The organism is Streptomyces sp. NPDC015127, assembly GCF_043080095.1.
In the GTDB taxonomy this organism is placed as follows: domain Bacteria; phylum Actinomycetota; class Actinomycetes; order Streptomycetales; family Streptomycetaceae; genus Streptomyces.
Genome location: NZ_JBIBVE010000003.1, coordinates 185,118 through 207,071 on the forward strand (window position 1 = coordinate 185,118; position 21,954 = coordinate 207,071).

Consider the following 21,954-nt stretch of genomic DNA (forward strand, 5'->3'; position numbering starts at 1 on the left):
GTACGTCGAGGCCGAACTCCCCTCGTACGAGATCCCGTCCGTGGAGGCCCCGCAGGTCGGTGTCCCGCAGGTCCGCACCCCCGAGGTCGAGGCCCCTGAGGTCGAGGCCCCTGAGGTCGAGGCCCCTGAGGTCCAGGCGCCCGCCGTCCAGGTGCCCCAGGTCCAGTGCCCGCAGGTCGACACCGGCATCGACTACCTCTTCGGCCCGCTCTCCGCGTTCGCGGCCGAACTGCAGCAGACCCCCTCCTACGCGCAGGCCCGGGCCGAGGACCTGGTCGCCGCGTCCGGCCCGATCGTGGACGAGACGTCCGCGGCCGTCCTCCCGCCCGTCGTCGCCACCGCCGTGGCCGGTGCCCGGCCGGTCGCGAACCAGGCCGTGACCGACGCGGGCTTCCTCGCCGGGGGTGTCGTCTCCGACGTGGCCCCGTTCGCCTACGGGCTCACCGACCAGGTGCAGCCGTTCGCGTACGGCGTCGCCGAGGAGGTGCAGCCCTTCGCGTACGGCGTGACGGGTGAGGTCGGCCCGTTCGCCGGCGGTGTCGTCTCCGAGGTGCAGCCGCTGGTCGACGCCGTCGTCGAGCACGTGCAGCCGCTCGCGCAGGGGGTCGGCGGCAGCGCGTCCGGTCTGGCGTACGGCGTGACCGCCCAGGTCGGTCCGTTCGCGGGCGGTGTGGTCTCCGAGGTGCAGCCGTTCGCGCAGGCCGTCGCGGGTGATGTCTCGGCCCGCACCGCGCCGCTGGCGGGCAACGCCGTCACCGGTGTCCAGGGTGTCGTCTCCGACGTGACCCCGAGCTACCTGCCGTACGGCATCTGAGCACGTCCGTACTGCGAGCAGCCGTCGCGCGGGACGTCCGTCCGGCGTCCCGCCGACGGCTGCTCGGCAGCCTTCCGCTCCGGAAGGCCGCTCGTCCTCACAGATCCGATCCGAGCACGGTGAGTCGCGATCTGTGACCGTAATCACCGCCCAGGTGTGATCTGTGATTTAGGGAGCCGCCTCCAGCGGGGATAACCTGCCAGGCGGACATGCCGCGCCCACGGACACCGTGTGTGCCTCCCTTGTGACAGAGCAGTCACGTTGCCCTTCGCGGCACGCCCACGCAGACAACGAACCGCGATCATCAGAAAAGGGACGGACGCGCGTGGACCTGTTCGAGTACCAGGCGAGGGACCTCTTCGCCAAGCACGGTGTACCGGTGCTGGCCGGTGAAGTCATCGACACGCCTGAGGCGGCGCGCGAGGCCACCGAGCGGCTGGGCGGCAAGTCGGTCGTCAAGGCGCAGGTGAAGGTCGGTGGCCGTGGCAAGGCCGGCGGCGTCAAGCTGGCCGCCACCCCGGACGAGGCCGTCGCCCGCGCGACGGACATCCTCGGGATGGACATCAAGGGCCACACGGTCCACAAGGTGATGATCGCGGAGACCGCTCCGGAGATCGACGAGGAGTACTACGTCTCGTACCTCCTCGACCGCACCAACCGCACCTTCCTGGCCATGGCCTCCGTCGCCGGCGGCATGGACATCGAGGAGGTCGCCGCGACGACCCCCGAGAAGCTGGCGAAGGTCCCGGTCGACGCCAACGAGGGTGTCTCCATCGAGAAGGCCCGGGAGATCGTCGCCCAGGCGCAGTTCCCGGCCGAGGTCGCCGAGAAGGTCGCCGAGGTCCTGGTGACCCTGTGGAAGACCTTCATTGCCGAGGACGCGCTCCTCGTCGAGGTCAACCCGCTGGCCAAGGTCGCGAGCGGTGAGGTCATCGCCCTCGACGGCAAGGTGTCCCTCGACGAGAACGCCGACTTCCGCCAGCCGGAGCACGAGGCCCTCGAGGACAAGGCCGCAGCCAACCCGCTCGAGGCTGCCGCCAAGGCCAAGAACCTCAACTACGTCAAGCTCGACGGCGAGGTCGGCATCATCGGCAACGGCGCGGGTCTGGTCATGTCGACCCTCGACGTCGTCGCCTACGCCGGTGAGCACCACGGCGGCGTGAAGCCCGCCAACTTCCTCGACATCGGTGGCGGCGCCTCGGCCGAGGTCATGGCGAACGGTCTCGAGATCATCCTCGGCGACCCGGACGTCAAGTCCGTCTTCGTCAACGTCTTCGGTGGCATCACCGCCTGCGACGAGGTCGCCAACGGCATCGTCCAGGCCCTGCAGCTCCTCGCCTCCAAGGGCGAAGAGGTCACCAAGCCGCTCGTCGTGCGCCTCGACGGCAACAACGCGGAGCTGGGTCGCTCGATCCTCTCCGACGCCAACCACCCGCTCGTGCAGCGCGTGGACACCATGGACGGTGCGGCCGACAAGGCCGCCGAGCTCGCCGCTGCCGCGAAGTAAGGGAAGAGGGATCGTAGAACCATGGCTATCTTCCTGAACAAGGACAGCAAGGTCATCGTCCAGGGCATGACCGGTGCCACGGGCATGAAGCACACCAAGCTCATGCTCGGCGACGGCACGAACATCGTCGGCGGCGTGAACCCGCGCAAGGCCGGCACGTCCGTCGACTTCGACGGCACCGAGGTACCGGTCTTCGGCACCGTCGCCGAGGCGATGGAGAAGACGGGCGCGAACGTCTCCGTCCTCTTCGTGCCGCCGGCCTTCGCCAAGGCCGCCGTGGTCGAGGCCATCGACGCCGAGATCCCCCTCGCTGTTGTCATCACCGAGGGCATCGCCGTCCACGACTCCGCCGCCTTCTGGGCGTACGCGAAGTCCAAGGGCAACAAGACCCGCATCATCGGCCCGAACTGCCCCGGTCTCATCACGCCGGGCCAGTCCAACGCCGGCATCATCCCGGGCGACATCACCAAGCCCGGCCGCATCGGTCTCGTGTCCAAGTCCGGCACGCTGACCTACCAGATGATGTACGAGCTCCGTGACATCGGCTTCTCCTCCGCCGTCGGCATCGGTGGCGACCCGGTCATCGGTACGACGCACATCGACGCGCTCGCCGCGTTCGAGGCCGACCCCGACACCGACCTGATCGTCATGATCGGCGAGATCGGCGGCGACGCCGAGGAGCGTGCGGCCGACTTCATCAAGGCCAACGTCACCAAGCCGGTCGTCGGTTACGTCGCGGGCTTCACCGCGCCCGAGGGCAAGACCATGGGCCACGCCGGCGCCATCGTCTCGGGCTCCTCCGGCACCGCGCAGGCCAAGAAGGAGGCCCTCGAGGCCGCGGGCGTCAAGGTCGGCAAGACGCCGACCGAGACGGCCAAGCTCGCGCGCGCCATCCTCGCGGGCTGACCTTTCCGCACAGCGTGTGGGCCCGCTCCCGGATCTCCGGGGGCGGGCCCACACGTCTTTCCGGGCGGTCCGTTCAGCCGAGCCGCGGCAGCAGCCGCTCCGGGCCCGCGGCCGGTTCGGCGCGCAGCTTGTCGCGCAGCTTCCGGTCCTTGGCGCTGAGTCTCTGCGGGCCGCTGTACGGCGCCCCGCTGAGCATCTGGGGGCCGCCGTGCGGCGGCGGTACGCCTTCGACCTGCCGGCTCGGCGGCACGGGCGGCTCGTACTCCCGGGGCGCAGTGAGCAGCGCGAGGGCCGTCGCCACGACGATCAGCGCGGTCGCCGCCACGACGGCCCTGGTCCACATCTCGGCCCGTCGTTCGCAGCCCGTGCGCACCGTCCCGGCGGGCGCGAGGCACGGCGTGGGACCGGCGCCGACGAGTGCTCTGAGCTCGTCCTGGAGCACCGCGTTCTCGGCGAGCCGGGGCAGCCGTTCGGCGACGGATTCGCGGGCGTGCAGGACACGGTTCGCGGTGGCGGGAGTGCTGGCCTCGATCTCCGCGGCCGTTTCCGGCAGGTCGAGCCCGAGGCCGTCGTAGAGCAGGAGGGTCCGGCGGTAGGCCGGGGGCAGCTGCTGCAGCGCCTCCAGCAGGGCGCGCCGGGCCGGATCGCCCGGCGGCTCGTCGGGGTGCCGGTGGGCGGGCCGCAGCCGCTGCCAGGGCGACATGGCGAAGTCGTAGGCGGCCGCCCGTACCCAGCCCGTCGGGTCCCGGTCGACGGCGACCTCGGGCCAGCGCTGCCAGGCGAGATGGAAGGCGCGCTCGACGGATTCCTGCGAGAGGCGCCGGCGGCCGGTGAGCACGTAGGTCTGGCGCACGAGGTCGGGCGCGGCGTGCGCGTAGAGCGCGTCGAACGCCTCGTCGGGCGTGGTCCCGGCGTGCGGATCGGGCAGGCCGGGCAGCCACGGCTCGGGGGCGATCACGTCGGCGTCGGCGTCGGGGCCGGTGACGTCGGCGTCGGCGTCCGTTCTGGGGGCCGCCTGGGCAGCCGGTTCCGCCTCGGGCACAGCGGCGGGCTCCGCCACCGGTGCCGTCTCGTGCAGGGTGTCCTTCGCCGAGGGGGCCCCCTCCGGCGCCTGCTCGGCGTCGAAGGCGGCGAGCAGCCTCGCGTACGCCTCGCGCTTGCGCCCCCGGGGGCTCGTGCGGCCGGTCTCCCAGGACCTGATCGTGGCGCGGGTGACGCCGAGCGCCGACGCGAGCTGCGTCTGGGTCAGCGACTTCGCCTCGCGGAGCCTGCGCCGCTCCTTGGGTGGCGGGAGGGGCGCGTCGGGGGCGGAGGGCGTGGCGCTCTGTGTCATGCGGGGCTCCATCCGGCACGCCACTCGGCAGAAAATGACATAAACGTATCTTGAGCGACACAACGGGCATTCGCCCGTTACCGGGTGCAAGCGCGTGTCGTTGGCAGCATGGCCGCGTGACCCAGTTGACCGATCACAGCCCGCCCGTGCCGCAGGCGCCGGTCGCCGTCCAGGGCGGGGCGTCGGCGGCCTTCGTCGCCGGATGCGTACGGGGCGCGACCGCGGCCGGACTCGGACTCGGCGTCATCACCGTTCTCGTTATGGTGATGTGGATCAGCTCGCCGTTCCCCGACAGCGGACCCGGCGGTGCGCTGCGCATCGCCGCCGCGCTGTGGCTGCTGGCGCACGGGGCCGAGCTCGTCCGCACGGACACGCTCGCGCAACTGCCCGCTCCCGTGGGGCTCGTGCCCCTGCTGTTCGCCGCGCTTCCCGCGTGGCTCGCGCACCGGGCGGCGCGCGACGCGCTGGAGCCCGACGCGTCACGTCCCCGGGCGTCCGCGTCGGGCGCGCTGACCGCCGTGACCACCGGCTACGTGCTGGTCGGGGCGCCTGTGGTGCTCTACGCGGCGGGCGGCCCGATCGCCGCCGAGCCGCTCAGCGCACTCGTGCACGTACCGCTGCTGGCGTTCCTGGCAGCCGCCTGCGGGGTGTGGTCGGCGAGCGGGCGCCCGCTCGGGCCACTGCCCGCCCGGCTGCCGCGGGGGCTGCGGGTCGCCCTGGCCCGCAGCCGTGTCACCGTGGCGTTGCGTGCGGCGGCCGTCGGGGCGCTGGGGCTGGTGGGCGGGGGCGCGGTGCTGGTCGTGGTGTCCCTCGTCGTGCACGGACATGCGGCGCAGACGTCCCTGCTCGACCTCGCCGGTGGCTGGTCCGGGCGGCTGGCGGTGGTCCTCCTGGCGCTGGCGCTGCTGCCGAACGCGGCGGTGTGGGGCGCGGCCTACGGGCTCGGCCCCGGATTCTCGCTGGGCACGGGCGCCACGGCCACCCCGCTCGCGCTGACCGGCGTGCCCGCGCTCCCGGACTTCCCGCTGCTCGCCGCTGTGCCCGCCCGCGGGCCCGGAACGCCCCTGCACTGGGCGGCGGCCGCTGTCCCGGTCGTGGCGGGCCTGCTCGTCGCCTGGCGCACGATCCACACGGCGGCGCCCCGCTACGGGGTACGCGAGGAGGCGTGGACGCGCGGCGGCACCGCGCTGACGGCTCTACTGGGGTCCGCGGGCTGTGGGGCGCTCATGGCCGTGCTCGCCGCGGCGGCGGGCGGTCCGCTGGGCAGAGGGCGGCTGGCGGAGTTCGGGCCGGTGTGGTGGCTCACGGGTGCGGCGGCGCTGCTCTGGACGTCGGCGGTGGCCGTCCCGGTCGCCCTGGCCGTGCGCGCCTGGCGGGTCCGGGGGGCCGCCGTGGCCGAGGAGCCCGGGACCGGCGCGGATCCCCGGCGGGACACGCCGGACGCGGTGCTTCTGCCCTCGGCGACGGCCCCGGAGTTCGGTGCGGATCCGGACCCCGACGAGGACTTCGAGCCGTACGACTTCCTTCCGGCGGACACCTGGAGCGCTCGCACCGCTCCGGCGCCCCCGGCAGTCGCCCCGGGGGCGGGCACGGCCGGAACCGGGGGAGGGGCCGCGGACTCCGCCGGCGCGACAGCCGCGCCGGCCCCGACCGAGGACGGGCCCGCCGAGCCCGCCGAACGGCCCCCGGGCGAGGACGAGGGCGCACGCGACGCCGCGCCGGCGACGGCCCCCGAGACGGGCGCCGACGCCGTACCCACGCCTGAGGACGACCGTCAGGCCGGGGACTGATGCCGGACGCACGACGGCCCGGACCGCCATCGCGGTCCGGGCCGTCTCACTTCCTGTGGGCGCAGGAGCTACTCCTTCACGCCCAGCACGTCCCGCAGGGGCTCGGGGAGAAGCTCGTTGCAGGCCACCTGGCCGGACTTCGTCAGAGCGTCGTTCACACAGGTGTAGTAGTCGCGGTAGACCAGCTGCGCGGTGAACGACGCGGCCACGATCAGCAGCGCGATGCTCGCCATCACCAGACCGCTCATCGCCGCCGTGATCTGCGGCTTGTTCGGCTGGGCCGAGGCCGCGGGCGGGGGCGTCGGCGCCCCGGTGGTCACCGCCTCGGGGGTGCGCCGGGGCTTGGCGCGCAGGGAGCTGATCGCCCAGTACACGGCGAGTGCGCCCAGCAGCAGGGCGATCTCCGGGAAGTCGAACAGCGCGAAGAAGAACGCCCACATGCCCCCGAGCAGCGCGTACCGCGCCCGGCGCTGGACCGGGTCCGTCGGGTCCCAGCGCATGCCGCCGGGGCCGGGGCCGCCGCCCTCCGGACCGTTCTGGTCGCGTTGGCCGCCGGGGCGGCCGCCGAAGCCGCCCGAGGAGCGGCCCGGCTGGCGGCTGCTCCACTGGCTGCCCCAGCGCGAGTCGTTCGACCCGTTGGAGCCGTCGTCGGTGCCGTCCGATCCGCGGCCGTCCGCGGACGAGCCCGGCGAGCGGCTGTCGGAGGAGGAGCCGTCGTTCAACGGCTGACGGGGCCGCCACGGCTGGTCCGGTCGGCCCTCCGGCGGGGGCGCGAAGGGATTGTCGTCGTCCGTGGACTGGCGCTCCCGCGGCAACAGGAGGTCCGTACGGTGGCGTCGGTCCGGCATCTGGTGAACGTCTTCCCCTCGTCATGCCCGTCGTCGAGCGCGCCCGGGCGTGTGCTCTGCCCCCAGACGCTACCTCCCGGCCACGCCCCCGTCCCGTGGGGGCCGTGCTGAGTGCCGGTATCGTTGCTGACGGTCGGCCCCTTCGTAGAGTTCCCCGTATCCAGGGATGCGATTCGTTCGTACGACCACACAAAGCCGCACCGCAACGCGAAAAGAGTCCCCCTGTGGCTGCCGCCCGCCTCGTCGTCCTGGTCTCCGGATCGGGGACGAACCTCCAGGCCCTGCTGGATGCCATCGCCGCCGACCCCGACGGGTTCGGGGCGCGGGTCGTCGCCGTCGGCGCCGACCGGACGGGGATCGCGGGTCTGGAGCGTGCCGAGCGGGCCGGGCTGCCGACCTTCGTGTGCCGGGTGAAGGATTTCGCCACCCGTGAGGAGTGGGACGCGGCCCTGACCGAGGCCACCGCCGCGTACGAGCCCGACCTCGTCGTCTCGGCCGGGTTCATGAAGATCGTGGGGAAGGAGTTCCTCGCGCGGTTCGGCGGGCGCATCGTCAACACGCACCCCGCGCTGCTGCCCAGTTTCCCCGGTGCCCACGGCGTGCGGGACGCGCTCGCGTACGGCGCGAAGGTCACCGGGTGCACCGTCCACTTCGTCGACGACGGCGTCGACACCGGGCCGATCATCGCCCAGGGCGTGGTCGAGGTCCGGGACACGGACGACGAAGCCGCTCTGCACGAGCGCATCAAGGAAGTCGAGCGTTCGCTGCTCGTCGAGGTCGTGGGGCGTCTCGCCCGGCACGGCTACCGCATTGAGGGACGAAAGGTTCATGTCGGTGAATAAGTCGGGTACCAAGCCCATCCGTCGCGCATTGATCAGTGTCTACGACAAGACGGGTCTTGAGGAGCTTGCCCGCGGGCTGCACGAGGCCGGCGTCGAGCTCGTGTCCACCGGCTCGACCGCCTCGAAGATCGCTGCCGCCGGTGTCCCGGTGACCAAGGTCGAGGAGCTGACCGGCTTCCCCGAGTGCCTCGACGGCCGCGTCAAGACCCTGCACCCGCGCGTGCACGCCGGCATCCTCGCCGACCTGCGCCTGGACGCGCACCGCGAGCAGCTCGCCGAGCTGGGCGTGGAGCCGTTCGACCTGGTCGTGGTGAACCTCTACCCGTTCAAGGAGACCGTCGCCTCCGGCGCGAGCCCCGACGAGTGCGTCGAGCAGATCGACATCGGCGGCCCCTCCATGGTCCGCGCCGCCGCCAAGAATCACCCGTCCGTGGCGGTCGTGACGGACCCGGGCGCGTACGCCGCGGTCCTCCAGGCGGTCAAGGAGGGCGGCTTCACCCTGGAGCTGCGCAAGCTGTTCGCCGCCAGGGCGTTCCAGCACACCGCCGCGTACGACGTGGCCGTCGCCTCCTGGTTCGCGTCGTCCTACGCGCCCGCCGACGAGAGCGCCTTCCCCGAGTTCCTGGGCGCCACCTGGGAGCGCGAGAACGTGCTCCGCTACGGCGAGAACCCGCACCAGCCCGCGGCGCTCTACACGTCCGGCACCGGCGGTCTCGCCGCGGCGGAGCAGCTGCACGGCAAGGAGATGTCGTACAACAACTACACGGACACCGACGCCGCGCGCCGGGCCGCGTACGACCACGACGAGCCGTGCGTCGCGATCATCAAGCACGCCAACCCGTGCGGCATCGCGATCGGCGCGGACGTCGCCGAGGCGCACCGCAAGGCGCACGCCTGCGACCCGCTGTCCGCGTTCGGCGGCGTCATCGCCGTCAACCGCCCGGTGTCGGTCGCCATGGCCGAGCAGGTCGCCGAGATCTTCACCGAGGTCATCGTCGCGCCCGGCTACGAGGACGGCGCGGTCGAGGTCCTGGCCAAGAAGAAGAACATCCGCGTGCTGCGCGCCGAGGGCGCCCCGGCGAACCCGGTCGAGCTCAAGCCGATCGACGGCGGCGCGCTGCTCCAGGTCACCGACCGCCTCCAGGCCGACGGCGACGACCCGGCGAACTGGACGCTCGCCACCGGCGAGGCGCTGTCCGCCGACGAGCTCGCCGAGCTGGCCTTCGCCTGGCGCGCCTGCCGCGCGGTCAAGTCGAACGCGATCCTGCTCGCCAAGGACGGCGCCTCGGTCGGCGTCGGCATGGGCCAGGTCAACCGTGTCGACTCCGCCAAGCTCGCGGTCGAGCGCGCGGGCGAGGATCGCGCGCGCGGCTCGTACGCCGCGTCCGACGCGTTCTTCCCCTTCCCCGACGGCCTGGAGATCCTGACGGCCGCCGGCGTCAAGGCCGTGGTCCAGCCGGGCGGTTCGGTCCGTGACGAGCAGGTCGTGGAGGCCGCGAAGAAGGCGGGCGTGACGATGTACTTCACCGGTACGAGGCACTTCTTCCACTGACCGTGGACCCCGGAGGCCCGCCGCGCGACCCGCGCGGCGGGCCTCTCCGCGTCCGCGCAACCCCGCACCTGCCGGGCGCCGTTGACGAACGGCCGCCACGTCCGTCGGCCGGCAGGGGCAGCGAAAGGGCCCGGGAAAGGCCCGAAGGCCGTCAACCCCGCCGGAGCGGGGTTCACGGCCTTCGTGCGTGAGGCGCCGCGCGGATCAGGCGCGCTGGCGGTTGAACCAGGCACCGCCGTCGGACTTGCCGACGAAGACGGTGATCAGGATGGCGAGCACGGTGTGCACCAGGCCGACCAGGACGAACGGGTAGATGCCGAGGACGGCGGTGATGATGCCGAAGACCATCGCGGTGACGCGGATGCCGTTGCCGCCGCTGCCGAACTTGGCGCCGAGGACGATGGCGAGGACACCCCAGGCCAGGATCAGGACCGCGATGGCCCAGACCGCGCCGACCGACATGTCGGCGATCTGCTGGAACTGGAGGTCGTCCTTGAGCGCCGGGTCGTTCTTGGCCTCGTTGAGGCCGATGGCGCCCATCGCGGCGAAGATCGCGCCGATCACCTGGAAGCCGGCGATGATGAACAGCATCACGCGGGCCGCCTTGACGCCGCCCGGCATCTCGGTCGGTCCGGTCGGGTAGCCACCGGCGTACGGCTGGACCGGCGGGGCCTGCGGGTAACCGTAGCCGGGCTGGCCCTGCGGCTGGCTCTGCTGGCCGTACGGGTTGTTCGGGTCGCCGAAGCTCATGGCGGGGTTCCTCCGTTGGAAAATGCGGGACTGCGCGGTCCGCGCGGAGGAACTGCGTCGTTTTGCTGTTTTGCCCCCCGGCACTGCCCGCGGCACTGCGCGGATCATCGTCGTATTGTCGTCGACTTTTTGTCCAGCCGGTATCCGTATGTGTTGTGCAAGTGCAACCTGCTGTTCGCCCGAAGGGCGAGATCGCGGCGGACCGGATTGGAACCGGGACGGGTCCATCCGGGAGGATGGGGGCATGACTGCCCAGATTCTCGATGGCAAGGCCACCGCAGCCGCGATCAAGTCCGATCTGACCGCCCGCGTGGCGGCTCTCAAGGAACGGGGTGTCACCCCGGGCCTCGGGACCCTGCTCGTCGGGGACGACCCGGGAAGCCGCTGGTACGTCAACGGCAAGCACCGCGACTGCGCGCAGGTCGGCATCGCCTCCATCCAGCGCGAGTTGCCCGAGTCCGCGACGCAGGAGGAGATCGAGGCGGTCGTCCGGGAGCTCAACGAGAACCCCAACTGCACCGGCTACATCGTGCAACTCCCGCTTCCCAAGGGCATCGACGCAAACCGCGTCCTGGAGCTCATGGATCCGGCCAAGGACGCCGACGGTCTGCACCCGATGAGCCTCGGCCGCCTCGTGCTCGGCATCGAGGGTCCGCTGCCCTGCACGCCGTACGGCATCGTGCAGTTGCTGCGCCACCACGGCGTCGAGATCAAGGGCGCGAACGTGGTCGTGGTCGGCCGCGGCATCACCATCGGCCGGCCGATGCCGCTGGTGCTGACCCGCAAGTCGGAGAACGCCACGGTGACGCAGTGCCACACCGGCACGCGCGACCTGTCGGCGCACCTGAGGCAGGCGGACATCATCGTCGCCGCGGCCGGTGTGCCGCACCTGATCAAGCCCGAGGACGTGAAGCCGGGTGCGGCCGTCCTGGACGTCGGCGTCAGCCGCGACGAGAACGGCAAGATCGTCGGCGACGTGCACCCCGGCGTCGCCGAGGTGGCCGGCTGGGTCGCCCCCAACCCGGGCGGTGTGGGCCCGATGACGCGCGCGCAGCTGCTGGTCAACGTGGTCGAGGCGGCCGAGCGCGCGGCGTCGGCCACGACCGAGGGCTGAGCCGACGCCATGGGCGTACGCACGAACGACGTCCCCGAGGACGCCTCCCCGGACGCGGCGGCGCCGGGCGACCGCGCCGCGGATGCGGTGACCGCCGGGTCGGACGGGTCCGCCGGACGCGGGTCCGCGGACCGCGACGGCGACGCGGTGACCGCTGGGTCCGACGGGACCGTCGGGCGCGGTTCCGCGGACCGCGACGGCGCGGGCAACGCCGCGACGGGTGGCCGTGACGGTGACATGCCTGCCGCCGGGCCGGGCGTGGCTGCGGCCCGCGACGTCGGCGGGGTGACCGCCGCCGGTGCGGTGCGGGACGACACGTCCGCGGCCGCCGGCTCCGGCGGGACCGTCGGGCACGGATCTGCGGACCGCGGCGCCGACGCGGTGGCCGCTGGGCCCGACGGGCCCGACAGTGCGCGCGGCGCCCGGCCCGGCGGTCCTGACAGTGACGCGAGCGGCGTCGCGGGTGCCGCGCGCAACGGGACCGGTGGGGGCGGGGAGAAGCCGGCCTCGCGGCGGCCTCCCGCCGTCACGCGGGACACCGCACGGCCCGAGGGCGGCGGACGGGCCGCTGCCAAGGACGCTCCCGCTCCCGCGCGGCAGTGGCCCCTGCTCACCGTCCTCGGGCTGACCGCTGCCGGCGTCCTCGTCGTCGGTACCGACGCCTTCGCCGAGGCGTTCCGGATCGGCGCGATGCTCATCGGGGTCGCGCTCATCACCGGAGCCGTACTGCGGCGCTGCCTGCCCTCGGTCGGCATGCTCGCCGTGCGCTCGCGCTTCACGGACATGATCACGTACGGCGTGCTCGGCGTGGCGATCGTGCTGCTCGCCCTCGTGACGCAGCCCAAGCCCTGGCTGGACATCCCCATCCTGGAGGACGCCGTCCACTTCACGGTGCGGTAGCGCCCGCGGGCGCGGAACGGCTCCGAACGGCGAACGGCGCCCGTCCTCTCCCCCGAGGGAGGACGGGCGCCGTCGTGTTTCAAGAGTCATGCACGCGCCAAGGGCGTTCAAGGGACGGCTGGGGCCTGTGGCACGGAGGTGACCATTCCGCCATCGTGTGATCGTTCGGCCACGGACCGGAACGGCTGGTCAACACGGGTGGCGCCCCCGTACCCCCGATGGCGGCGTCACCCGGCAGCGACGCGCATGGCGGGACGACCAGCGGCACCGGCGCGCGGCGCCGTTCCGTTCGGCCCCGAACGGGTGAGCCGCGCCACAAGGGGGAGTGGATTGCCCAGGGGCAGGGTCGGATAGCCTGACCGCTGGAATTCTCTTCACGTCAAGATTCAGGTCGGGCGTGGACGAGACGTCCCGCACGAGGGGCAGTGTTGCCCACCGCCAGCTGTCTTACGGAGATCGCCATGACCCGCACTCCCGTCAACGTCACCGTGACCGGCGCGGCCGGCCAGATCGGCTACGCGCTGCTCTTCCGCATCGCCTCCGGCCACCTGCTCGGCGCGGATGTGCCGGTCAAGCTGCGCCTGCTCGAGATCCCGCAGGGCCTGAAGGCCGCCGAGGGCACCGCCATGGAGCTCGACGACTGCGCCTTCCCGCTGCTCAAGGGCATCGACATCACCGACGACCCGAACGTGGCCTTCGACGGTGCCAACGTCGCCCTCCTCGTCGGCGCCCGCCCCCGCACCAAGGGCATGGAGCGCGGCGACCTGCTGTCCGCCAACGGCGGCATCTTCAAGCCGCAGGGCAAGGCCATCAACGACAACGCCGCTGACGACATCAAGGTCCTCGTCGTCGGCAACCCGGCCAACACCAACGCGCTCATCGCGCAGGCCGCCGCCCCGGACGTACCGGCCGAGCGCTTCACCGCGATGACCCGCCTCGACCACAACCGCGCGATCTCGCAGCTGGCCGCCAAGACCGGCGCCGACGTCTCCGACATCAAGCGCCTCACCATCTGGGGCAACCACTCGGCGACCCAGTACCCGGACATCTTCCACGCGGAGATCGCCGGCAAGAACGCCGCCGAGGTCGTGGCCGACCAGGCGTGGCTGGCCGACACCTTCATCCCGACCGTCGCCAAGCGCGGCGCCGCGATCATCGAGGCCCGTGGCGCTTCCTCGGCCGCCTCGGCCGCGAACGCCGCCATCGACCACGTCCACACCTGGGTGAATGGCACCGCCGAGGGCGACTGGACCTCCATGGGCATCCCGTCGGACGGCTCCTACGGCGTCCCGGAGGGCCTGATCTCCTCCTTCCCCGTCACCTGCAAGGACGGCAAGTACGAGATCGTCCAGGGCCTGGACATCAACGACTTCTCGCGTGCGCGCATCGACGCGTCCGTGCAGGAGCTGGAGGAGGAGCGCGCGGCGGTCCGCGAGCTCGGCCTCATCTGACGTACCCGCACCAGCGGTTCACGCCCCCGGCGGCCTCCGGCCTCCGGGGGCGTGCGTCGTGTTGCGCGTCCCCTGGCGGGGCAGTAGGGCCACGCCCGTTCAGCCGGTCCGCTTGCGGCCGTCCCGGTCGCACGGCAGGTCGTCTTTGCCGTAGGCGGCGACGTAGTCCTCGGCCACGTCGGCCTCGGTCTTGGCGATCGCGGCAGGCGGTACGTCGAATGTCGACCACCCATACTGGCCGTCGGCATGACCTGGATCTCGATGTGCCGCTGGCGGCCGACCTCGAGCAGATGCTGCAACTGCTCGCGCATGACGCCTGGCCCACCGACCGGGTTGCGGCCCCCTGACGCGGTCGCACACCGCGGCTTCAGTGCCCCGACCCGCGACGCCGCACCGCCTGCGCCCGGAGTACGGGTGTCCCCGGCCGCAGCCTCAGGCCGGTGCGGGGCCGCCTGTGTTGACGCGCACCGAGGCGATGCGGTCGAGGTCGTCGAAGAGGACGTCGACCGTGCCGCCGTCCGGGAGGCCGGCGCTGATACGGCCCGGGGCCTCGCGGCGGGGGAGGGCGTGGTGGGCGACGTAGCCGTCCACGACGTGGCGCGCCGAGCCGCCGATGAGGCCGGCGCCGGTCAGCAGCACGCGGGGGAGCGTGATCGCGTCGGGCTCGGCGCGGGGGACCTGGGGGTCGTCGGGTACCAGGTACGCGCGGGCGGAGGGGTTCGCCTGGACGCCGATGTACCCGGCGGCGCCGAGGACGCCCATGGCGGTGAAGGCCAGGTTCTCGGCGGCCAGGCGGGGGTCGTCGTGTCCCGCGAGGTGAATCAGTTCCTCGGTGAACTCCCGCAGGCCGTGGGCCTCTCCGTACTGCCGTACCTCCTCGGCCGCGCGCACCACCGGCGTCCCCTGGAAGCCGGGATTGGCCCACGCCCACAGCCACGACCGCTCGTCGGTGTCGAACGTGCCGAGCAGCGAGATCCGCAGCTCCCGGCCCGACTGCCGGTACAGGCACTGCCCCAGATCGGCGCTCCACTCGCCCATGGGCAGGAACGCGTTGAAGGTCTCGAGCTGTTCGGCACCCCACGCGGAGTGCGCCTCGGTGAGCCGGAGGAAGGGCTCGCTGAAGGTCGTGGTCATGACCAGGACCCTAAGGGCGCGGGCGGGAGCGGGATGCGCGGGGCCTCGGCGCGGCCGGTGCGCTAACATCCCTGGCACAGCAAGCCTTTCGGCTCGGACACGCTTCCGGCCGGAGGGCTTTTCTGCGTTCCGGGCGCCGGATCCGGCGGCACCCGACCGCTCGCCCCGCCCCGCCCCCGCGCCCGACCGACCGGAGGAGTTTCCATGACCGACGACCCCGTTCTCCGCCTCGCGCACGCCGGTGACCGGCCCGTGCTGGAGCGGCTGTGGCAGCTGTTCCGCCACGACCTGTCCGAGTTCGTCGGGCCGCTGCCCGCACCGGACGGGACCTTCCACGACGACCGCCTCGACGCCGCCTTCGACAACCCCGACCGGGCGCTGTACCTGCTGACCAGCGGCGAGCACCCCGTCGGGCTTGTCCTCGTGCGCGGCCTGAGGGAGCCGAGGCGCGTGATGAGCGCGTTCTTCGTCGTGCGCGCTCTGCGCAGGACCGGCGTCGGGACGCGGGCCGTGCAGGACGTGGTGGGCAGGCACCCGGGGCCGTGGGACATCCCGTTCCAGGACGCGAACGCGGGCGCCGTGCGGTTCTGGCGCGGCGTCGCCGGCCGGATCGCCGGTGCGGCGTGGACCGAGGAGCGCAGGCCGGTCCCCGGCAAGCCCGATGTGCCGCCCGACGTGTGGATCTCGTTCGACACGACGGACATGTGACGCACGTCTCACGCACGGTGTGAGGCGGAGCACTTTCCGTTAACCGTTCCGCATGGATTTGGAATCCCCGGGCAGGCGGCCAGATCGCCGGGATGTCACCGGTGCAGGACGAAACGGGAACGAAAGGCCAAACACGACGTGTCGGCAGCACAGCAGACCATCCACGTGGGCGGAGAGTGGCGCTCCGCCGTCTCCGGCGCCACGCGCGAGATCATCGACCCCGTCGACACGAGCGTGTTCGCCGTCGTCTCGGAGGGCGGCGTCGCCGACACCGACGATGCCGTGGCCGCCGCGCGCGCCGCCTTCGACGACGGCACCTGGCCGCGCACGCCCGTCGCCGAGCGGGCCGCCCTGCTGCGCCGCGTCGCCGCCCTGCTGGAGCGGGACCGGGAGCGGATCGGCGGCCTGGAGAGCCAGGACGCCGGCAAGACTCTCGAAGAGGGGCGCACCGACGTCGACTGCGTGCGCGACGCCTTCCTCTACTTCGCCGACCTCGTCATGAACGAGAGCGGCGGCCGCGTCGTCGACGCCGGCTCCGACGAGATCCACAGTGTGGTCGTGCACGAGCCCGTCGGGGTCTGCGCGCTGATCACGCCCTGGAACTACCCCCTGCTCCAGGCCAGCTGGAAGATCGCCCCGGCGCTCGCGGCCGGCAACACCTTTGTGATCAAGCCGAGCGAGATCACCCCGCTGACCACCGTCGCGCTGATGGAGCTCCTGATGGAGGCCGGGCTGCCCCCCGGCGCCGCGAACATCGTCACCGGCCCCGGCGACACCGTCGGCGCTCGTCTCGCCGAGCACCCCGACGTGGACCTCGTGTCCTTCACCGGCGGGCTGGTCAGCGGCACCAAGGTCGCCCGCGCCGCCGCCGACACCGTCAAGAAGGTCGCCCTCGAACTCGGCGGCAAGAACCCCAACGTCGTCTTCGCCGACGCCTGCGCGACCGAGGAAGGCTTCGACACCGCCGTCGACCAGGCGCTCAACGCCGCCTTCATCCACAGCGGCCAGGTCTGCTCCGCCGGATCGCGCCTCATCGTCGAGGAGTCGCTGCGCGAGCGCTTCGTCGCCGAACTCGCGCGCCGCGCCGAGAAGATCCGCCTCGGGCGCGGCACCGACAAGGGTGTCGAGTGCGGTCCGCTCGTCTCCGCGCAGCAGCTCGCCAGGACCGAGGACTTCGTCGCGTCCGCGCTGGAGGAGGGCGCGGTGCTCAGGGCGGGCGGCGAACGCCCGGACGGCCTGGGGTACTTCTACCGCCCCACCGTCCTCGACCGGTGCAACCGCCGGATGCGGGTCGTCCGCGAGGAGATCTTCGGACCGGTCCTGACCGTGGAGACCTTCCGTACGGAGGACGAGGCCGTCGCCCTCGCCAACGACACCGAGTACGGCCTCGCCGGCGCCGTGTGGACCGCCGACGCCGGCCGCGCCCGGCGCGTCGCCGGACGGATGCGCCACGGCACCGTCTGGATCAACGACTTCCACCCCTACCTCCCGCAGGCGGAGTGGGGCGGCTTCGGGAAGTCGGGCACCGGCCGGGAGCTGGGCCCGACGGGACTCGCCGAATACCGCGAGTCCAAGCACATCTACCAGAACCTCGCCCCGCGCCCCGTGCGCTGGTTCGCGGGCTGAGCGGAGAAAGCAGCACCATGACCGAGCACCACACCGTGTACGACTACGTCGTCGTCGGCGGCGGCACCGCAGGCTCCGTGATCGCCTCCCGCCTCACCGAGGACCCCGACGTCACCGTCGCCGTCATCGAGGGCGGCCCCAGCGACGTCGACCGCGACGACGTGCTGACCCTGCGCCGCTGGATGGGACTCCTCGGCGGCGAACTCGACTACGACTACCCGACGACCGAGCAGCCCCGCGGCAACTCGCACATCCGCCACAGCCGCGCCCGCGTGCTCGGCGGCTGCTCGTCCCACAACACCCTCATCGCCTTCAAGCCGCTGCCGTCCGACTGGGACGAGTGGGCCGAGGCGGGCGCCGAGGGCTGGGACGCCGCGTCGATGGACCCGTACTTCGCCAAGCTGCGCAACAACATCGTCCCCGTCGACGAGGCCGACCGGAACGCCATCGCCCGCGACTTCGTCGACGCCGCGCAGACGGCGCTCCAGGTGCCGCGTGTCGAGGGCTTCAACAAGGCGCCGTTCCACGAGGGTGTCGGCTTCTTCGACCTCGCCTACCACCCGGAGAACAACAAGCGCTCCTCGGCCTCGGTCGCGTATCTGCACCCCTTCCTCGACCGGCCGAACCTGCACATCGCCCTGGAGACCTGGGCCTTCCGCCTGGAGCTCGACGGAGCGCGTGCGACCGGCGTGCACGTGCGCACCAAGGACGGCGCGGAACACGTCGTACGGGCGCGGCGCGAAGTCCTCGTGTGCGCGGGCGCCGTGGACACCCCGCGGCTGCTGATGCACTCGGGCATCGGGCCGCGCGCCGACCTGGAGAAGCTCGGCATCCCCGTGGTGCACGACCTGCCGGGCGTCGGCGAGAACCTGCTCGACCACCCCGAGTCCGTCATCGTCTGGGAGACCCACGGGCCGATCCCGGAGAACTCGGCGATGGACAGCGACGCCGGTCTGTTCGTCCGCCGGGACCCCGCCTCGGCCGGACCCGACCTGATGTTCCACTTCTACCAGATCCCGTTCACCGACAACCCGGAGCGCCTGGGCTACGAGCGGCCCGCGCACGGCGTGTCGATGACGCCCAACATCCCCAAGCCGAAGAGCCGCGGCCGGCTGTACCTGACCAGCGCGGACCCCGAGGTCAAGCCCGCCCTCGACTTCCGGTACTTCACCGACGAGGACGACTACGACGGCCGCACGCTCGTCGACGGGATCAGGATCGCCCGCGAGATCGCGCAGCAGCAGCCGCTCGCCGGATGGCTGAAGCATGAGGTCTGCCCCGGGCCGGAGGTCACCTCCGACGAGGACCTCAGCGAGTACGCGCGCAAGGTCGCGCACACCGTCTACCACCCGGCCGGCACCTGCCGGATGGGTGCGGCCGACGACGAACTCGCCGTCGTCACACCCGACCTGAGGATCCGGGGGCTCGCCGGCATACGGATCGCCGACGCCTCCGTCTTCCCGACCATGACCGCCGTCAACCCGATGATCGGCGTGCTGATGGTCGGGGAGAAATGCGCTGACCTACTGGGAGGCAATGCCTGATGAACACTCCGCCGCCGCCCGTCTTCTCCGTACGCGACCTGTGGAAGGTCTTCGGACCGAAGGCCGACCGGGTCCCCGCCGACCCCGCGCTCGGCGCCCTCGAGCCCGCCGAACTGCGCGAACGCACCGGCTGCACCGCCGCCGTGCGCGACGTGTCGTTCGACGTCCGCAAGGGCGAGGTCTTCGTCGTCATGGGCCTGTCCGGCTCCGGGAAGTCCACGCTCGTACGCTGCCTGACCCGGCTCATCGAGCCCACGTCCGGCGCGATCGCCATCGACGGCGAGGACGTGCTGTCCATGGACGCCGGGCGGCTGCGCGAGCTGCGCCGCCACCGCGCCGCCATGGTCTTCCAGCACTTCGGGCTGCTTCCGCACCGCTCGGTCCTCGACAACGTCGCCTACGGGCTGGAGATCCAGGGCATGGGGCGCGCCCAGCGGCGCGAGCGCGCGGCGGAGTTCGTCACCAAGGTCGGTCTGGAGGGCATGGAGCACCGCCGCCCCGGCCAGCTGTCCGGCGGACAGCAGCAGCGCGTGGGCCTGGCCCGCGCGCTGGCCGTCGACCCCGAAGTCCTGCTGTTCGACGAGCCGTTCAGCGCGCTGGACCCGCTGATCCGGCGGGACATGCAGGAGGAGGTCGTCCGGCTGCACCGCGAGGAGGGCCGCACGATGGTCTTCATCACGCACGACCTCAGCGAGGCGCTGAAGCTCGGCGACCGCATCGCGCTGATGCGGGACGGCCGGATCGTGCAGCTCGGCACGCCCGAGGAGATCGTGGGCACGCCCGCGGACGACTACGTGCGCGACTTCGTCCGGGACGTGCCGCGCGAGCAGGTCATGACCGTGCGCACGGCGATGCGCCCCGCCGAGACGTCCGACACGGAGGCCGGCCCGGCGCTGGCCCCCGACGCCACGGTCCACGAGGCGATCGAGGCGGTCGCCCGCACGGGCGAGACCGCCCGCGTCGTCGAGGACGGCCGCTGCCTGGGCGTCGTGGACCAGGCGGGCCTGCTGGGCGTGGTCGCGGGCATCGCGCCGGCGGCGGCCGGAAAGGCGGCCGCGTGAGGTACGACCGAACGATCTCCCCGCCGGGCACGCGCCGCACCCGCGCCGCCCGCGGCGACCTGTGGGGTCGCGGCGGCCGGGCGCACGATGCCCACGCCACGCGGAGGTGGGGACGATGACCGCCACCGTCACCACGCCCGCCGAGAGCACCTCCGCGCTCGGCGGCCCCCTGCGCATCCTCGCCTCGCGGCGTGCAGCGATCACCGGCGCCGGCGCCGTGCTCCTCGTCCTCGGGGCCGTGCTCCTCGGCGGCGGCGCCTGGCCCGACCGGTTCGCCGTCGACCTGTCCGGGCCGCTCGGGGGTGCCAGCGACTGGATCATCGACAACCGGGACAGCCACCCGGTCTTCCTGTACTTCTTCGGGCACATCAGCAACGCCGTCGTGCTGTCCGTGCGCGCCGTGTACCTGGTGCTGCTCGCCGCCGGTTGGGCCGGGGTCACCGTCGCCGCCGGGCTGATCGCCTGGCGGGCCGCCGGCATCAGGCTCGCGCTCACCGCCGTCGCCGCGTTCGCCGCGTGCGGGCTGCTCGGCATGTGGGTGCCCACCATGCAGACCCTCGCGCTCATGGTCGTCGCGGTCGCCGCGTCCGTCCTGCTCGGGGCGCTCCTCGGGCTCGCCGCCGGACTGTCGGACCGTACGCACCGGGCGCTGCGGCCCGTGCTCGACACCATGCAGGTGCTGCCCGCGTTCGCGTACCTGCTGCCCGTCGTGCTCGTCTTCGGCATCGGCGTACCGGCCGCCGTCCTCGCCACCGTCGTCTACGCGGCCCCGCCCATGGCCCGCCTGACCGCGCTCGGACTGCGCGGCGCGGACGCCGGGGTGATGGAGGCCGCGGCCTCGCTCGGCGCGACCGGCCGGCAGCGGCTGCTGACGGCCCGGCTCCCGCTGGCGCGCAAGGAACTGCTGCTCGGACTCAACCAGTCGATCATGATGGCCCTTTCGATGGCCGTGATCGCCTCGGTGATCGGCGCCGGCGGCCTCGGCGACCGCGTCTACCAGGCGCTCGCCTCCGTCGACGTCGGCGCCGCGCTCGCGGCGGGCATCCCGATCGTGCTGCTCGCCGTCGTCCTCGACCGCGTCACCGCCGCGGCGGGCGAGCGGATCGGCACCGCGCCGAGGTCCGGGCCGTCCGCCCGGCTCGGCTGGGCGATCGCCGCGGCCGTCGCCGTGGCCGCAGCGGTCGCGGGACGGCTCACGGGTCGCCTCGCCTGGCCCGACGCCTGGACCGTGGGCATCGCCGAGCCCGTCAACCGGGCCGTCGACTGGATGACCGCCCACCTGTACTCCGGCGTGCCCGTCATCGGCGGCACCGCCGACTGGGCCGCCCGCTTCACCACCTGGGTCCTGGACCCGGTCCGCGACGGCCTGCAGTGGCTGCCCTGGTGGGCCGTGCTGCTCCTGGTCGGCGTGCTCGCCCTGCTCATCGGCACCTGGCGAACCGCCCTGACCGCCGTCCTCGCGATGGCCGCCATCGGGGTGCTCGGCGTGTGGGACCCCGCGCTCGACACGCTCTCCCAGGTGCTGGCCGCGGTCGCGGTCACCCTCGTCACCGGGTTCGCCGTCGGCACCGCCGCGGCGCGCAGCGCTCGCCTGGAACGGCTGCTGCGCCCCGTGCTCGACGTGTTCCAGACGATGCCGCAGTTCGTGTACCTCATCCCGGTGGTCGCGCTGTTCGGCGTCGGCCGCGCCCCGGCGGTCGCCGCCGCGGTGGTGTACGCGCTGCCCGCCGTCGTCCGCATCACCACCCAGGGCATGCGCGCCGTGGACCCGGTCGCGATGGAGTCGTCGCGCTCGCTGGGCGCGACCGCCCGCCAGCAGCTGCTCCAGGTGCAACTGCCGCTGGCCAGGCCCGCGCTGCTGCTGGCCGTCAACCAGGGCGTCGTCCTGGTCCTCGCCGTCGTCATCATCGGCGGCCTGGTCGGCGGCGGGGCGCTCGGCTACGACGTGGTGTTCGGCCTCGCCCAGGGCGACCTGGCGACCGGGCTCGTCGCGGGCGCGGCGATCGTGTGCCTCGGTCTGATGCTGGACCGCGTCACCCAGCCGACCCGCCGAAGCACCGGAAAGGGGGCCTGA

General features: G+C 72.8%; 17 protein-coding genes and 2 pseudogenes. 13 read left to right on the forward strand and 6 right to left on the reverse strand.

Features of this window, described 5'->3' with window-relative positions:
• Positions 1-85: 85 nt before the first annotated feature.
• A pseudogene (locus ACF08N_RS07115) lies at positions 86-961 on the reverse strand (hypothetical protein); the annotation flags it as partial.
• 178 nt (positions 962-1,139) lie between these two features.
• Here ACF08N_RS07115 and sucC point away from each other — a divergent pair.
• A complete protein-coding gene (sucC, locus tag ACF08N_RS07120) occupies positions 1,140-2,321 on the forward strand; it encodes an ADP-forming succinate--CoA ligase subunit beta (RefSeq protein ID WP_392323566.1) in 1,182 nt (393 codons plus the stop codon).
• Between the two features lie 21 nt (positions 2,322-2,342).
• Positions 2,343-3,227 (forward strand): succinate--CoA ligase subunit alpha, encoded by an 885-nt coding sequence (gene sucD, locus ACF08N_RS07125; RefSeq protein ID WP_356634793.1) that lies wholly within the window; start codon positions 2,343-2,345, stop codon positions 3,225-3,227.
• Between the two features lie 73 nt (positions 3,228-3,300).
• Here sucD and ACF08N_RS07130 read toward each other — a convergent pair whose 3' ends face one another.
• Positions 3,301-4,560: a helix-turn-helix domain-containing protein gene (locus ACF08N_RS07130; protein ID WP_392323567.1), complete on the reverse strand. Its 1,260-nt coding sequence runs from the start codon at positions 4,558-4,560 to the stop codon at positions 3,301-3,303.
• A gap of 116 nt (positions 4,561-4,676) precedes the next feature.
• On the opposite strand from ACF08N_RS07130, the gene ACF08N_RS07135 reads away from it, so the two are divergent.
• Positions 4,677-6,350, forward strand: coding sequence for a DUF6350 family protein (locus tag ACF08N_RS07135; RefSeq protein WP_392323568.1), 1,674 nt, complete (start codon positions 4,677-4,679; stop codon positions 6,348-6,350).
• Between the two features lie 68 nt (positions 6,351-6,418).
• Here ACF08N_RS07135 and ACF08N_RS07140 read toward each other — a convergent pair whose 3' ends face one another.
• Positions 6,419-7,198, reverse strand: coding sequence for a hypothetical protein (locus tag ACF08N_RS07140; protein WP_392323569.1), 780 nt, complete (start codon positions 7,196-7,198; stop codon positions 6,419-6,421).
• Positions 7,199-7,422: 224 nt separating this feature from the next.
• Here ACF08N_RS07140 and purN point away from each other — a divergent pair, with 224 nt between their 5' ends.
• Positions 7,423-8,040: a phosphoribosylglycinamide formyltransferase gene (gene purN, locus ACF08N_RS07145; RefSeq protein ID WP_392323570.1), complete on the forward strand. Its 618-nt coding sequence runs from the start codon at positions 7,423-7,425 to the stop codon at positions 8,038-8,040.
• A complete protein-coding gene (purH, locus tag ACF08N_RS07150) occupies positions 8,027-9,592 on the forward strand; it encodes a bifunctional phosphoribosylaminoimidazolecarboxamide formyltransferase/IMP cyclohydrolase (RefSeq protein WP_392323571.1) in 1,566 nt (521 codons plus the stop codon). Before purN ends, purH begins: the two co-directional genes overlap by 14 nt.
• A gap of 204 nt (positions 9,593-9,796) precedes the next feature.
• Here the strand turns inward: purH and ACF08N_RS07155 are convergent, their stop codons facing one another.
• Positions 9,797-10,342 carry a hypothetical protein gene (locus tag ACF08N_RS07155; protein WP_392323572.1) on the reverse strand — a complete coding sequence of 182 codons (546 nt, stop codon included), beginning with the start codon at positions 10,340-10,342 and terminating at the stop codon, positions 9,797-9,799.
• A 244-nt stretch (positions 10,343-10,586) separates the two neighbouring features.
• On the opposite strand from ACF08N_RS07155, the gene ACF08N_RS07160 reads away from it, so the two are divergent.
• The 3 genes from ACF08N_RS07160 to ACF08N_RS07170 all read left to right on the forward strand — a co-directional run bounded on the left by ACF08N_RS07160 (position 10,587) and on the right by ACF08N_RS07170 (position 13,807).
• The gene (locus ACF08N_RS07160; protein ID WP_392323573.1) at positions 10,587-11,456 is read left to right on the forward strand and encodes a bifunctional methylenetetrahydrofolate dehydrogenase/methenyltetrahydrofolate cyclohydrolase; all 870 of its coding nucleotides are present in this window, start codon (positions 10,587-10,589) and stop codon (positions 11,454-11,456) included.
• A 9-nt stretch (positions 11,457-11,465) separates the two neighbouring features.
• Complete coding sequence (locus ACF08N_RS07165) at positions 11,466-12,356, forward strand: DUF3017 domain-containing protein (protein ID WP_392323574.1); 891 nt, start codon at positions 11,466-11,468, stop codon at positions 12,354-12,356.
• A 461-nt stretch (positions 12,357-12,817) separates the two neighbouring features.
• Positions 12,818-13,807, forward strand: a complete 990-nt coding sequence (locus ACF08N_RS07170) for a malate dehydrogenase (protein ID WP_392323575.1) — start codon at positions 12,818-12,820, stop codon at positions 13,805-13,807.
• A gap of 236 nt (positions 13,808-14,043) precedes the next feature.
• Here ACF08N_RS07170 and ACF08N_RS07175 read toward each other — a convergent pair.
• Both ACF08N_RS07175 and ACF08N_RS07180 read right to left on the reverse strand, forming a co-directional pair.
• Positions 14,044-14,145, reverse strand: a pseudogene (locus tag ACF08N_RS07175) (Scr1 family TA system antitoxin-like transcriptional regulator); the annotation flags it as partial.
• A gap of 94 nt (positions 14,146-14,239) precedes the next feature.
• Entirely contained in the window at positions 14,240-14,941 is a 702-nt protein-coding gene (locus ACF08N_RS07180) for a DUF6882 domain-containing protein (protein ID WP_392323576.1), read from the reverse strand.
• A 204-nt stretch (positions 14,942-15,145) separates the two neighbouring features.
• Between ACF08N_RS07180 and ACF08N_RS07185 the strand changes: the two genes are divergently transcribed.
• The 5 genes from ACF08N_RS07185 to ACF08N_RS07205 all read left to right on the forward strand — a co-directional run bounded on the left by ACF08N_RS07185 (position 15,146) and on the right by ACF08N_RS07205 (position 21,954).
• Positions 15,146-15,649 carry a GNAT family N-acetyltransferase gene (locus ACF08N_RS07185; RefSeq protein WP_392323577.1) on the forward strand — a complete coding sequence of 168 codons (504 nt, stop codon included), beginning with the start codon at positions 15,146-15,148 and terminating at the stop codon, positions 15,647-15,649.
• A 138-nt stretch (positions 15,650-15,787) separates the two neighbouring features.
• Positions 15,788-17,275: an aldehyde dehydrogenase family protein gene (locus ACF08N_RS07190; protein ID WP_392323578.1), complete on the forward strand. Its 1,488-nt coding sequence runs from the start codon at positions 15,788-15,790 to the stop codon at positions 17,273-17,275.
• 17 nt (positions 17,276-17,292) lie between these two features.
• Entirely contained in the window at positions 17,293-18,819 is a 1,527-nt protein-coding gene (locus tag ACF08N_RS07195) for a GMC family oxidoreductase (RefSeq protein WP_392323579.1), read from the forward strand.
• Positions 18,819-19,880 carry a glycine betaine/L-proline ABC transporter ATP-binding protein gene (locus tag ACF08N_RS07200; RefSeq protein ID WP_392323580.1) on the forward strand — a complete coding sequence of 354 codons (1,062 nt, stop codon included), beginning with the start codon at positions 18,819-18,821 and terminating at the stop codon, positions 19,878-19,880. Before ACF08N_RS07195 ends, ACF08N_RS07200 begins: the two co-directional genes overlap by 1 nt.
• Positions 19,881-19,995: 115 nt before the next feature.
• Complete coding sequence (locus tag ACF08N_RS07205; RefSeq protein WP_392323581.1) at positions 19,996-21,954, forward strand: ABC transporter permease subunit; 1,959 nt, start codon at positions 19,996-19,998, stop codon at positions 21,952-21,954.

What these genes read in the sequence shown, in the direction of transcription:
- sucD (WP_356634793.1), top strand. Translation starts at nt 2,343, where the DNA reads ATGGCTATCTTCCTGAACAAGGACAGCAAGGTCATCGTCCAGGGCATG.
- ACF08N_RS07130 (WP_392323567.1), bottom strand. Translation starts at nt 4,560, where the DNA reads ATGACACAGAGCGCCACGCCCTCCGCCCCCGACGCGCCCCTCCCGCCA.
- ACF08N_RS07140 (WP_392323569.1), bottom strand. Translation starts at nt 7,198, where the DNA reads ATGCCGGACCGACGCCACCGTACGGACCTCCTGTTGCCGCGGGAGCGC.
- purH (WP_392323571.1), top strand. Translation starts at nt 8,027, where the DNA reads ATGTCGGTGAATAAGTCGGGTACCAAGCCCATCCGTCGCGCATTGATC.
- ACF08N_RS07155 (WP_392323572.1), bottom strand. Translation starts at nt 10,342, where the DNA reads ATGAGCTTCGGCGACCCGAACAACCCGTACGGCCAGCAGAGCCAGCCG.
- ACF08N_RS07160 (WP_392323573.1), top strand. Translation starts at nt 10,587, where the DNA reads ATGACTGCCCAGATTCTCGATGGCAAGGCCACCGCAGCCGCGATCAAG.
- ACF08N_RS07165 (WP_392323574.1), top strand. Translation starts at nt 11,466, where the DNA reads ATGGGCGTACGCACGAACGACGTCCCCGAGGACGCCTCCCCGGACGCG.
- ACF08N_RS07170 (WP_392323575.1), top strand. Translation starts at nt 12,818, where the DNA reads ATGACCCGCACTCCCGTCAACGTCACCGTGACCGGCGCGGCCGGCCAG.
- ACF08N_RS07180 (WP_392323576.1), bottom strand. Translation starts at nt 14,941, where the DNA reads ATGACCACGACCTTCAGCGAGCCCTTCCTCCGGCTCACCGAGGCGCAC.
- ACF08N_RS07185 (WP_392323577.1), top strand. Translation starts at nt 15,146, where the DNA reads ATGACCGACGACCCCGTTCTCCGCCTCGCGCACGCCGGTGACCGGCCC.
- ACF08N_RS07195 (WP_392323579.1), top strand. Translation starts at nt 17,293, where the DNA reads ATGACCGAGCACCACACCGTGTACGACTACGTCGTCGTCGGCGGCGGC.
- ACF08N_RS07200 (WP_392323580.1), top strand. Translation starts at nt 18,819, where the DNA reads ATGAACACTCCGCCGCCGCCCGTCTTCTCCGTACGCGACCTGTGGAAG.
- ACF08N_RS07205 (WP_392323581.1), top strand. Translation starts at nt 19,996, where the DNA reads ATGACCGCCACCGTCACCACGCCCGCCGAGAGCACCTCCGCGCTCGGC.